Origin of the sequence: Rhodococcus sp. IEGM 27 (assembly GCF_033142305.1) — a bacterium.
Classification (GTDB): Bacteria; Actinomycetota; Actinomycetes; order Mycobacteriales; family Mycobacteriaceae; genus Rhodococcus_F; species Rhodococcus_F oxybenzonivorans.
In genome coordinates this window covers 299,568-310,884 of sequence record NZ_JAWLSG010000004.1, presented here as the reverse complement: position 1 = coordinate 310,884, position 11,317 = coordinate 299,568, and the positions used below count along the sequence as shown (strand labels likewise).

At 66.8% G+C, this 11,317-nt stretch carries 11 protein-coding genes; 7 read left to right on the top strand and 4 right to left on the bottom strand.

The window, feature by feature from the left end; all coding sequences use genetic code 11:
• Positions 1 to 37 precede the first annotated feature (37 nt).
• The gene (locus R4P95_RS16310; protein ID WP_213576707.1) at positions 38 to 1,693 is read left to right on the top strand and encodes a polysaccharide biosynthesis tyrosine autokinase; all 1,656 of its coding nucleotides are present in this window, start codon (positions 38 to 40) and stop codon (positions 1,691 to 1,693) included.
• Here the strand turns inward: R4P95_RS16310 and R4P95_RS16305 are convergent.
• Positions 1,687 to 2,208: a protein tyrosine phosphatase gene (locus R4P95_RS16305; protein ID WP_109332878.1), complete on the bottom strand. Its 522-nt coding sequence runs from the start codon at positions 2,206 to 2,208 to the stop codon at positions 1,687 to 1,689. The genes R4P95_RS16310 and R4P95_RS16305 overlap by 7 nt on opposite strands.
• Positions 2,209 to 2,313: 105 nt before the next feature.
• Here R4P95_RS16305 and R4P95_RS16300 point away from each other — a divergent pair, with 105 nt between their 5' ends.
• The 4 genes from R4P95_RS16300 to R4P95_RS16285 all read left to right on the top strand — a co-directional run bounded on the left by R4P95_RS16300 (position 2,314) and on the right by R4P95_RS16285 (position 6,587).
• Positions 2,314 to 3,636, top strand: coding sequence for a UDP-glucose/GDP-mannose dehydrogenase family protein (locus R4P95_RS16300; RefSeq protein ID WP_317745952.1), 1,323 nt, complete (start codon positions 2,314 to 2,316; stop codon positions 3,634 to 3,636).
• A 31-nt stretch (positions 3,637 to 3,667) separates the two neighbouring features.
• Positions 3,668 to 4,627, top strand: coding sequence for an esterase/lipase family protein (locus R4P95_RS16295; RefSeq protein WP_317745953.1), 960 nt, complete (start codon positions 3,668 to 3,670; stop codon positions 4,625 to 4,627).
• A gap of 125 nt (positions 4,628 to 4,752) precedes the next feature.
• Positions 4,753 to 6,237, top strand: a complete 1,485-nt coding sequence (locus tag R4P95_RS16290) for an Hsp70 family protein (RefSeq protein WP_213576710.1) — start codon at positions 4,753 to 4,755, stop codon at positions 6,235 to 6,237.
• Between the two features lie 125 nt (positions 6,238 to 6,362).
• On the top strand, positions 6,363 to 6,587 hold the full coding sequence (locus R4P95_RS16285; protein ID WP_213576711.1) for a hypothetical protein: 225 nt from the start codon (positions 6,363 to 6,365) through the stop codon (positions 6,585 to 6,587).
• Between the two features lie 8 nt (positions 6,588 to 6,595).
• On the opposite strand, the gene R4P95_RS16280 is transcribed toward R4P95_RS16285, so the two are convergent.
• Positions 6,596 to 7,918, bottom strand: a complete 1,323-nt coding sequence (locus tag R4P95_RS16280) for a YibE/F family protein (RefSeq protein WP_317745954.1) — start codon at positions 7,916 to 7,918, stop codon at positions 6,596 to 6,598.
• A 518-nt stretch (positions 7,919 to 8,436) separates the two neighbouring features.
• Here R4P95_RS16280 and R4P95_RS16275 point away from each other — a divergent pair.
• Positions 8,437 to 8,952, top strand: coding sequence for a hypothetical protein (locus R4P95_RS16275; protein WP_317745955.1), 516 nt, complete (start codon positions 8,437 to 8,439; stop codon positions 8,950 to 8,952).
• Between the two features lie 4 nt (positions 8,953 to 8,956).
• Complete coding sequence (locus tag R4P95_RS16270) at positions 8,957 to 10,132, top strand: MAB_1171c family putative transporter (RefSeq protein WP_317745956.1); 1,176 nt, start codon at positions 8,957 to 8,959, stop codon at positions 10,130 to 10,132.
• A gap of 16 nt (positions 10,133 to 10,148) precedes the next feature.
• Here R4P95_RS16270 and R4P95_RS16265 read toward each other — a convergent pair whose 3' ends face one another.
• Positions 10,149 to 10,562: a hypothetical protein gene (locus tag R4P95_RS16265; RefSeq protein ID WP_317745957.1), complete on the bottom strand. Its 414-nt coding sequence runs from the start codon at positions 10,560 to 10,562 to the stop codon at positions 10,149 to 10,151.
• Positions 10,559 to 11,278 (bottom strand): helix-turn-helix domain-containing protein, encoded by a 720-nt coding sequence (locus R4P95_RS16260; protein ID WP_317745958.1) that lies wholly within the window; start codon positions 11,276 to 11,278, stop codon positions 10,559 to 10,561. Before R4P95_RS16260 ends, R4P95_RS16265 begins: the two co-directional genes overlap by 4 nt.
• Positions 11,279 to 11,317: the final 39 nt, after the last annotated feature.

Genomic DNA, 11,317 nt, shown 5'->3' with positions numbered 1-11,317 from the left:
CGGCGCTCGGCGCGTGAACTCGATGGGAGACTCGAACATGGAAATCCAGGACTACCTGCGCATTCTGCAGGCACGATGGAAAATTATCGCCATCACCACGGTGGTGGCGATCCTCGGGGCGCTCGGTGCCTCACTGCTCACCACGCCCCTGTATGAAGCCTCCACCCGGTTGTTCGTCTCCACCTCGGCGGGCTCGTCGGTCAATGAGCTCTACCAGGGAAACCTGTACTCGCAGCAACGCGTGGCGTCCTACACCAAATTGCTGACCGGTCAGACTCTCGCGCAGCGCACCATCGACAAGCTGGGTCTCACCGAGACACCGGCCGAGCTTGCCAATCAGGTCAAGGCCACCTCCGCACCCGACACCGTCCTCGTCGACCTGAAGGTGCAGGACCCCTCACCCGAGCGTGCCCGCGACATCGCCAACGCGATGTCCGACGAATTCGTGGTCATGGTCCGTGAACTCGAAACACCCGAACGGGGCGGCGCACCGGCCGCGCGCGTTGTCGTCGAACAGCAGGCGCAGACGCCGTCGACGCCCGTCTCCCCGAAGACACTGCGTAATCTCGCGCTCGGTGCCGCAGTCGGACTCCTGCTGGGTATTGCCCTCGCCGTGCTGCGTGATCGCCTCGACAACACAGTGAAAGACCGTCGTACGGTGGAAGAGCTGGCCGGCTCCGCGATGATCGGCACCATCCCGTTCGACAAGGATCGGCAGACTCAGCAGGCCATCAATTTCGCGGAGGGCCACTCGTCGAGCGCGGAGGCATACCGAGAACTTCGTACCAACCTGCAGTTCCTCGAGGTCGACAACCCGCCCCGGGTCATCGTGGTCACCAGTTCGCTTCCCACAGAGGGCAAGACGACCACAGCCATCAACATTGCGTTGGTCCTCGCCGAGGGCGGCAAGTCTGTATGCCTCGTCGAAGGCGATCTCCGAAAGCCCCGCGTGTCCAAGTATATGGGCGTTGTCGGTTCCGTCGGTCTCAGTAGTGTGCTGGCGGGGCAGGCCACTCTGGACGGGGTGCTCCAGCCCACTTCGTACCAGGGATTGACCGTCCTCGCGTCCGGGCCGATTCCCCCGAACCCGAGCGAGTTGCTCGGAACGGCCACGGCGCGACAGGTTCTCGCCGACCTACGCGAACGTTTCGACTACGTCATCGTCGACGCGTCACCGCTCCTCCCGGTGACCGACGCCACCGTTCTCACCGCCATGTCGGACGGCGCGCTCGTAATCGCCCGGCACGGCGAAACCAAGCGCGAGCAGTTGACCCGCGCCGTCGGAAACCTGCACAGCGTGGGCGCCACCATCCTGGGCACGATCATCACGATGACGCCGAGCCGGGGCAAGGGAGTCTACGAATACAAGTACTACTACGAGACGGACAAGTCGCTGCCGCAGATGCAGCGGGCCGAGGCCGCGGTGCAGACTCCATCGCAGCCGGTCCACGCCGCCCCGGCTCCGGCGGCGCCGCCGGCCCGCAACTCCGCGCCGGCCGGAAACGGACACCACTCGGGCTCCGAATATGTGGAAACGCAGGCCCACCAGGTGCTCGAACAAGAACACGACACCGATTGGGCGGAGCGAGTGAATTCGCACGCCTACACCGCGCAGCCCCCCGCTCCGCGGCGCGCTCGGCGATACCGCGAAGACGGGGAGGATGCGTCCGGGCCGGACGCTCCGCGTCAGTAGTTCCGGACGCTGCGCGTCAAGACACCCAGTAGGTCGGCTATCTCGGACCCGACGGCCAGGAACGTTTCCTCGTCCTGACCGATCGGGTCCGAGATGTCTTCAGGTCCGTCTGCGGATCTGTGCTTCGGCCGCGCTGCGGCCAGATCGGCAACGGTCTTTGCATCTGCGGCCACGGCAAGTCGTGCGGCCTCCCTCAACGTGAAGGTCTTCTTCAACTGCTCAGGAGCCATCGCCAGCACCTTCTCACGCTGACGTTCGGTCATGGTGAGTACCAGGTCGGCGTCGACCGCCAGATCCTCGGTGAGTCGCCGAGCCGTGAAGCCGCTGGGATCGCCTCCGAGGCCTTCGAGAACCTGGGCCGCGGTCGGCTCCATCGGATGACCCACCATGGCGCGGGTACCTGCACTTTCGGCGGTGAGATCGGTCAGTCCGAGCTCCTCGGCGAATGCCAGGGTGAGGCGCTCGGCCGTAGGAGAACGACAGACGTTTCCGGTGCAGACGAAGAGAACATGCATGGGCGAAGCATAGGGTCTCGCTCCGCACCGCGCGTACACGCACTGTTGGCTTGGAACATCAGTCGGGTAAATGCCCTGCTCACCCGCGCCGGATATCAACGGTGCATGCGCTGCACCGTCTTTGGAACCGGATACCTGGGAGCGACCCATGCCGCCTGCATGGCGGAACTGGGGCACGACGTGCTGGGAGTCGACATCGATCCCGGAAAAGTGGCGAAACTCTCCGCCGGTGAGGTGCCGTTCTACGAGCCGGGCCTGGCCGAGGTTCTCCGCCGCAACATCGAGGCGGGGCGGCTGCAGTTCACCACCTCCTACACCGAGGCCGCCGCGTTCGCCGACCTCCACTTCCTGGGAGTCGGCACCCCGCAGAAGAAGGGGGAGTACGCCGCCGATCTGCGGCACGTGCACTCGGTGATCGACACCTTGGCGCCCCTCCTCGACCGACCTGCGGTGATCGTCGGCAAGTCGACGGTGCCCGTCGGAACCGCGGCAGAACTGGGCGCGAGGGCGCGGGCGCTGGCACTTGCAGGGGACACCGTCGAGGTGGCGTGGAACCCCGAGTTCCTGCGGGAAGGGTTCGCCGTCCAAGACACCCTGCACCCCGACCGAATGGTGCTGGGAGTCGACCGGGACCGACCCGGCAGTGTGGAGTCGCAGTTGCGTCAGCTGTACGCCCCACTGCTCGCCGAGGACATTCCCTTTCTGGTCACCGACCTGGCAACCGCCGAGCTGGTCAAGGTCTCGGCGAACGCGTTCCTGGCCACCAAGATCTCCTTCATCAACGCCATCTCGGAAGTGTGCGAGGCCACCGGCGCCGACGTCACGCAGCTCGCCGATGCGCTCGGCTACGACGCGCGCATCGGCCGGCGCTTCCTCAACGCCGGACTGGGATTCGGCGGCGGTTGCCTGCCCAAGGACATTCGCGCCTTCATGGCCAGAGCCGGTGAACTCGGCGCCAACCAGGCACTGCATTTTCTTCGCGAGGTCGACAGCATCAACATGCGCAGACGTACGCGGATGGTGGAACTGGCAGCGCAGGTGTGTGGCGGCTCGTTGCTGGGCGCCAACGTCGCGGTGCTGGGCGCTGCATTCAAACCCGAGTCCGACGACGTCCGTGATTCTCCCGCCCTCAATGTCGCGGGGATGATGCAGCTACACGGCGCAGTCGTCAGCGTCTACGACCCCAAGGCGCTCGACAACTCGAGGCGCCTCTTCCCGACTCTCAACTACGCCACCTCGGTGGCCGAAGCCTGCGAAAACGCCGATGCGGTACTGGTTCTCACGGAATGGGCCGAATTCGCGGCTTTGAAGCCGGACGATCTCGCCGGAGTAGTCCGAGCCCGCGTGATGGTGGACGGCCGCAACTGCCTCGACGCCCAGCAGTGGCGGAACGCGGGATGGGTGTACCGGGGGCTGGGCAGGGGATAACGTTGATCTCGCCGCTACGGAGGGCGAGGCGATGGCGAAGTTCCGGGTCGGATTCGCAACAGCACTGCTCGGTGCCCTCGTCTGCCTGCTCGGTGCGGTCCCCGTCCACGCGGCCGAAATCCCGACTCGGCCGGGTCCGGCACAGTCCGACGCCGGCGCGGCCATCCGGTACTCGAAGGACAACCCCGGTTCCACGCCGCCCGGTGTCAACGACTTCTCTTGCCGTCCCGGTCCCGAACATCCCGCCCCGGTGGTCCTCGTGCACGGGAGCGATGGCAGCGCATATTCCAACTGGGCGGGCCTGAGCCCGAAATTGAAGGCCGCCGGGTTCTGCCTCTTCGCGCTGAACTATGGCCGCAAGGCCGGAACCGACCACTTCGGGATGCAGCCCATGACGGTCGGCGCACACGAGCTCGCGGAGTTCGTCGACGACGTGCTGTCCACGACCGGCGCCGACGAGGTCGACATCGTCGGACACTCCCAGGGCGCGACCGTGGCGAGGTACTACATCAAAGAGCTCGGCGGAGCGGCAGACGTGGATCGGTGGATCGGTCTGGCCTCGCCCTCCTACGGAGGAACCTTCTTCGGTATCGCAACCGCTGTGGTGTCACTGCCGGGCGGCACCCAATTGATCGAAGGGTTCGGCTCCGAAGCGCTGGCCGAACAGGTGCAGGGCTCGGAATTCCTCACCCGGCTCAACAGTGGCGGTGACACCGTGCCCGGCGTCGAGTACACGACCATCGGGACGCGGTACGACGAGGTGATCCAGCCGTACACCAATGTGGCGTTGCGCGACCCCGGCGCGAAAAACATCCTCGTCCAGGACCTGTGCCCGCTCGACCAGACCGGGCACTTCAACCTGCCGTACGACTCCTTCACACAGCAGCTCGTCCTCAACAGTCTCGATCCGGCTCACGCGGCCGTGCCCCCGTGCACGGTTGTTCCCCTCGGCACGGGTATCGCCGGGGTGATCATCGCGAGCAACTCCTGAGCAGCCGGCTCCCCGCCCCCTCTCCAGCTGCTCGGTTGCCCCGGCGATGCCTTTCGCTAGACTGCGGGGCAATGGAGTGGGGGATTCCATCACACGGACCCGTGCACAGTCGAGTAAGGCGGCCCATGAGTTCGGTTCTCGGAGTTTCGGTTGGTGCAAGCGCTGTGCGGTTGGCACGACCCGACTCCGTGACCCGCGAGGACTCGGGACACCACGTGTTGCCCGACTTCCGTTCCCAGGTGGTCGCCGCGGGGCGGGAACTGCCCGAGGACCTCGCCGCCGAATCGATCGGCGTCGTACTGGCCGGGGGATTCGATAACCGCGAAGTGCATGCCACCGGGGTTGCGTATCGCGACGAGGCGCAGGCAGGAGCCGTGCAGGCGGCGATGGCACGCCAACAGCTCGGGAACTACCAGCTCGTTCCCGAGGCTTCCGCGGCGCTGACAGTGCTCGACGCTGCGGGCGCGTTGGGTGACCACGCGACGCTGGTGTTCTACGACCTCGGCAGTTCCGGACTCACCGTCAGCGTCGTCGACCGGGAAACCGGCGCCGTGGTGGAAAGCACCCGCACCGACACTGTGAGCGGTGACCTCTTCGACCGGCTGATCCGCGACAACCAGTTGGTGAACAAGCGCATCTCCACGCCGCACGACGCGGCCGCGAGTCACGCACTGGACCTCCGTTGCCGGGAGGCCAAGGAACGGCTGTCCGTCGGCGGCGCTGTCGCGGTGCCCGGGGACGGCGGCTTGCTGCTGCTGTCGCGCGATGTGTTCGACTCTCTCATCGGCGTCACCGTCGAGTCCTCTGCCCGCCTGGCTCGGGATGTGATCGCCCGGTCGGGGCGGATCCCCGACGCCGTGGTTCTCACCGGCGGTGGGGCGCGGATCCCGCTGGTGCGGTCCGTCCTCGAATCCTGGCTGGCATTGCCCGTCATCGTGCCGGACCACCCCGAACTCGTCGCAGCACAGGGCGCAGCGCTCCTGGCGCAACAGGCGCAGCAACAGCAGGCGCCCGGTGGCGTCACTGTCCTCCCGCCGCCGGCGGAGACGTTCGGTCCCTTCGTCGGCTCCACGATGAGTCCCTATGCTGCTGTTCCCGCCGGCCCTGCCGTGCCGCCCCTCGAGTACGACGACGCCTCCTTCGCGCGCCAAGCGCCGGGTCCGTCGGGCGGACGCAGCAGCGGGGTCTCGAGTACGCCGTCGTGGTTGAGTGCGGCGGCACCACCACCGAGTCAGCGTGTAGCGAAGGTCCAGATCCGGGGCGCAGCACTGGCCGGTGGGGCATTGGCCGTCATCGCACTGGTCGGCCTCGGACTCGGTTACGGCAGCACCCTGCTCAACAGCACGGAGGGCACGTCCCAGCCCGTCACCACTCAGCCGAAAGCGAAGCCCCCCGCGGTAACCGAGATGGCGACTCCGTCACCGACAGCGCCGCCGCCGACTCCGACCGAAGCCGTCGAGGAGCCCGCGGCAACCGCGTCCCGGATCCAGATCCCGGAGCCGGAGCCCGAACCCCCGCCGCCACCGCCCGCGCCGGTGTTCCCGGGGCTTCCGCAGTTCCAGTTGCCACCCCTGCAGCTTCCCCCGCTGCCGAGGATCCCCGGCACGTAACCTCCGCACTCCGCGACTTTTCCCGTGGTGGCGAGGCACTCTGCGCGCCTACCATGGAATGTGGTTCTCGCACTGTCCGAGTCCGGGCGGCGTCGAACCCAGGTCGCGCAGGAAGGAAGTGTGCAGTGACTGTCACCCCCGCGGGGTCGTACCACACCCCGAATACACGAAACTTCTCGTCCGGTAGCACGCGCGACGGCAGTCTTCCCGTCGCGTACTACAAGCCGATCCTCAGGATGTTTCCGCCCACCAGCGAGACCGTGGAAAAGGTGGCGATGCTCACCGTCTACGGGCTGATGGCCGCGGCCCTCCTGATCATCGCGCTGCAGGTGGCCGGCATCCTCAACTGAAGCCGGCCTCACTTCGAGTGGCGGCCGCCTCGCGAAGGTGCGGCGGTGCGGAACTGCGGGTTGCCCCTGCCCCTGCCGCTGTTCCTGTTTCCGCCGCTCCGAGATCCGAGCGGGCGTGCCAGTACCACCGCGATGGCGGTCGTCAACGGCACGGACAGTGCGAGCGCGATACCGCCGACCGCCGAGCGCACGATCTCGATGGACACCGCGTCGCTGAGCAACACGTCCTGGATCGACCGCCCCGCGACACTGAACACCAGTAGCAGTGGAAGAGCACCACCGGCGTAGGCGAGTACCAGCGTGTACACCGTGCTGGCAATGTGGTCGCGGCCCACGCGCATCGCCGAACCGAAGATCTGGCGTCGTGATGCGTCGGGGTCGAGCGAGGCGAGTTCGAACGCCGACGCGGCTTGGGTGATCGTGACGTCGTTGAGCACACCGAGCGAGCCGATGATGAAGCCCGCCAGAAGAAGACCCGTGATGCTGACGTGCTGGATATAGGCCTGGACGTTGGTGTTCTGCTCTTCGGAAAGTCCTGTCAGCTGTGTCATCACGATCGTGAGGTAGGAGAGGACCGCGGCGAGGAGCATCGATGCGAGTGTGCCCAGCAGCGCGGAGCTGGTCCGTAGCGATACGCCGTGCGCCAGATACAACACGGCGTACAGGATGATCGCTCCGGACACGAGAGCCACCGGTATCGCCGGCTTGCCGTCCAGCAGGGCGGGAAGCATGAAGAGGACGAGCACCCCGAACGACACCACGATGCCGACCAGCGCCCGGAGTCCCCGCCACCGAGCCACGACGATGACGACGACGGCGAAGGCCAGCGCGATGAGTGTGACGGGCCAGCCGCGGGCGTAATCCTCGAACGAATATTCCGTCGTCCCGTTCACGTCGGTCTGCCGGGAGAGGCGAATACTTTCCCCGACCCTGAGGTCGGGTTGTCCGGGGCCGGGGATGATTTCGAGCAACGTCTGGGTGCCGGCGTTGGGACCGGACTCGATGTCGACGATGCTTCGCTGGCACTCGTACGCGTCCGTCGGCGGGGGCACGGGAGAACCGGTGAACGCGCGCCCCGCGGAGGAACTGCCGCAGGGGCCGATGTTCTGCATGGTCACCGTGCCCGCCTCGGTGACTGCCACGCCGCCCTGTGCGCTCTGGAAAGGGAGGTCCACGGCGACGTCCTGCTTGCTCGGCCACAGCGCGATCGCACCGATCAGCACGGCGATGCCGATGACGACCAGGAGCCCGATCACCACCTTCGCGGCGATGGGCCCCACCGGCACCGGGCCGCCGCTGTGGCCGTGGCCGTGGCCGTGAAAGTCGTTCATCGGCGGTACCGCGTCGGCTGCCGGCTGGATAGTCTCCGCACGCACACAGGGTAGCCGGAGATCAATCGCTCTCTTTTGTGACTGGAGTGACCAGAGATGATCTGTTGCCACGATATCTGGTTGGTATTGCTCTCGTGTCGCCTAGATGTCGCCAGTGTGGTTAGATATCGATGCGTGGGGCGCTGCAGTTATTACGCAGCGAACGCTGAGATCTGCGAAGGAAGGGTTGGAATCCCGAAACGAGGGGTGGGTTCCGGCCGGCCCTGACGAGAGCCTCGTGTTCTGCCGGGAGAAGTGCCGAGCTGGGTGGCGGGGTACAGGGGGGGTTGACCCCGCCACCGACCTGACGCCCACAGGGGGGGGGGGGAGGGGCGACAGGTGCTCGCGGCACTCGAGGTGCCGTCTGCCAATCTACCGACACGGTGGGGGTATTCGTCAACCGGGTCGGTCAATTAGCGCACCGTGTCGTGACCTGTCGACCCGACGGCCTAGGATTACAGCCGTTCGGAGGTGTCCCCATGCGTATTTCGCGGCTGCCGCGGTCCAGGAACCATCTTCGCCGGATCGTGGCGCAGATGGACCTTCCCGTGCCCTGGAACAGGGACGAACTGGTGAACAACGTCGCGCGGCGCCGCGGACGCCCCATCCTCGTCGTTCCGGTTGCGCACGCGCTCGTCCGCGGCGGTCATTTCGGCCTCTGGCTGGCACGGGCCACCGACGACGTCATCCTCTACGCTGCCGGGACGTCGGACGTACATGCCACGCACATCATCTGCCACGAGCTGGCGCACATGGAACTCGGCCACGATCGCACTGCGATCGGTGATACCTCCGTCGACTCGAGAGTCCTCGCCGAGGCGGCGCCGTCCGTGGACACGACGGACGTGGTCAAAGTGTTCGGTCGCTCCAACTATTCGAACGACCAGGAGTACGACGCAGAACTTCTCGCCACGCTGATCATGAGCGGCCGGCGATCGACGATGTGCGACACCGGCGGTGACCCGCGGGCCTCGCGGATACTCGGAACGTTCTGACCTCGTGTACGCGCCTCCCGCCTACGTGACGTTGCCTCTGTTGTCGATTGCCTGGGCGACAACCCTTCTCCGGCTGATCCTCGTCCGGTCGACGGTCGCCGAGCGCAGGTTGAATGCGGCGCTCGTCTTCGCGTCGCTGTCGCTCGTCCTCGGGCGTCCGGCGATCCGCGACCTCGTCGACGGCCAATTCGGTCACGAACTCACGCGAGTCCTCGGCAGTGTCTGCATCATGCTGACCGCGGCATCGTTGATCAGCCTGTTCTCCGTGTGGGCGCTGGGTTCCGAGAGACTTCCCCGAATTCACGTGTTCGCGTTGTCGGCGGCGCTCGTCGCGGGGGCCGTCATGGTCGTTCTGAGCGCGCCTGCGCGTTCGCGAGGAGTTTCCCTCGCGGACGAAGGCGGCTGGCGTTTTGCGGCATATTGCCTCACCTATGCGTCGCCGATCTTCGGGGCCGCAAGCCTCAATCTGTGGATCTCGCTGAAAGCGGTGCGCAGCGCGGTGGCCGGGCGCGAGCGCCGCATATTCCTGGCCGTCATCGGATTGTCCCTGTTCGAGATGGCCGACATGGCAACCGTCATGGTGACGGGCGTGAGCAAGGCCGTCAGCGACGGCACCACATTCACCGAAACATACTACGACTCGGGAGCCTTCATCCGGCTGTTCGCGGTGTCGGCCGGAGCCCTGATCGCGTTGGGACCCGCGCTGCGGGCGGCCGGTCGCCGTTACCGTTCGTGGCGAGTTTCCAGGCGGCTACTGCCGATGTGGCGAACGTTGACGGAAGCCGTCCCGGAAGTGGTGCTCGAGCTACGCCGCAAAGACCGCCGCACCTTGTCGGCCGACGATCGTCTGGACCGAATGGGCGTCGAGATCCGAGACGCAATCCTCATCCTGGACCGGCATGTGGTGTTCGAACTGGGCCACCAGGCGGGCAGTGCAGCGCCCGTGGTCGTGGCCACCCGATTGCACCTGGCGTGCAGAGCCCGCATCGCCGGCCACTCGGCGCACGGCACCGGCGTGCTCGCACACTCGTGGTCGTCCGACATCGGCGGCGAACCATGGGAGCTGGCGAAGCTGGCCGATCACTGGCACGACGCCGAACAGGTGGCCGCAACACTGTGGGAGCGGCGGCTACCGCAGTTCGGTGGGCGCAAGCAGCTCCCGTCCCGGATGACCGTGTGACGACCGCCGGACAGGGCTACGCCGGGCGGCCGGGGGTTCGCCGCAAGTTCTCCAGAACCGGGATCAAGGATTCCATCTCGTCTGCAGTCGGGAGCGCGGCGGCATCGAGCGAGCGCATCGACAGATGCTGCACGCCGGCGTCCCGGACGGCGATCTTGAAGCGCACGAGGGTGTCGTAATCGCCGTACCCGTCGGCGGCAAGGTACTGCTCTGGTGCCGAGAAGTGCTGGGCGACCGCCCGGAGCACCTCTGCCTGGGCCGCGTGCTCCTCGCCGCGCCGCAACGAATCGATGACCGAGGGCTCCACGATTCTCCCGAGTATGCGGGAAACGCTCGCGGCGACGACCTCTGTCCCGGGCTCCGGGTCGTCGAGTTCGTGGGCCAGCGCGAAGAGGCGGTTGACCCGCACCGACAGTGGCACGCCGTTCATGCTGTCACCTCCGTGTCGCCGCTACGTTCCGGGTGGTCGGTGTCTTTCAGTCTCACCGCGTCTTCCCATCGGCGCCAGAAGCGCTCGCGCATGGCGGCATCCAGGCCCTCTTCCCGCCCGTAGAGGAAGCGGCGGTAGAGGGCTTCCTCCCGCTCGTGCGGGTCGTCCGCGGTGGAGGGTTCCTCGAGCAGATGGCCGAAGGCGAACTCGATCAGTGGCTGTCGGGGGCCGGCCGGACCTCCGTTGACCTCGAGCAAACGGGTGACGTAAGCGCCGGTGATTTTCGACACCACCCGGCTGAGGTCGGCCGCCGCGTCGGCCAATCCCGGCACCTCCGGATGAGCCGCACTCAGCTTGGTGATCCGGGTGTGTGGGCCGAGGATCTCGATGATCGTGTCCAGGCTCAGCGGTATCTCGGACGGCCCCAGCGTCAGCGGGCGGGACGGCGCCGACCGCTCATCAGCGTCCAGGGCCTCGAGGGGAGTGGGACTGCCGCCCTCGAGCGTCCGGGCCGCGCTCCCGGGGGCCCAGCGCAGCGCGACATCCAGTTTGCGGAGAGTCTCGATGCTCGGGTCCGGCCCGGTCCCGTTCTCGGCGCGGGTCTGCGCCGCGTCGGACGGGCCACCGGCAGCCGTGACCTGGTCCTGCGTGAGGTTCAGCAAACGCCGTCGCTTGTAGACGAACTGTCCGAAACGCGCGCGGGTGCTGGTGACCATGTGTTCCCCCGGAAGACACGCAAGCGACGCGCGTGTCGC

What these genes read in the sequence shown, in the direction of transcription:
- R4P95_RS16280 (WP_317745954.1), bottom strand. Translation starts at nt 7,918, where the DNA reads ATGAACGACTTTCACGGCCACGGCCACGGCCACAGCGGCGGCCCGGTG.
- R4P95_RS16275 (WP_317745955.1), top strand. Translation starts at nt 8,437, where the DNA reads ATGCGTATTTCGCGGCTGCCGCGGTCCAGGAACCATCTTCGCCGGATC.
- R4P95_RS16290 (WP_213576710.1), top strand. Translation starts at nt 4,753, where the DNA reads ATGAGTTCGGTTCTCGGAGTTTCGGTTGGTGCAAGCGCTGTGCGGTTG.
- R4P95_RS16265 (WP_317745957.1), bottom strand. Translation starts at nt 10,562, where the DNA reads ATGAACGGCGTGCCACTGTCGGTGCGGGTCAACCGCCTCTTCGCGCTG.
- R4P95_RS16310 (WP_213576707.1), top strand. Translation starts at nt 38, where the DNA reads ATGGAAATCCAGGACTACCTGCGCATTCTGCAGGCACGATGGAAAATT.
- R4P95_RS16260 (WP_317745958.1), bottom strand. Translation starts at nt 11,278, where the DNA reads ATGGTCACCAGCACCCGCGCGCGTTTCGGACAGTTCGTCTACAAGCGA.
- R4P95_RS16300 (WP_317745952.1), top strand. Translation starts at nt 2,314, where the DNA reads ATGCGCTGCACCGTCTTTGGAACCGGATACCTGGGAGCGACCCATGCC.
- R4P95_RS16305 (WP_109332878.1), bottom strand. Translation starts at nt 2,208, where the DNA reads ATGCATGTTCTCTTCGTCTGCACCGGAAACGTCTGTCGTTCTCCTACG.
- R4P95_RS16295 (WP_317745953.1), top strand. Translation starts at nt 3,668, where the DNA reads ATGGCGAAGTTCCGGGTCGGATTCGCAACAGCACTGCTCGGTGCCCTC.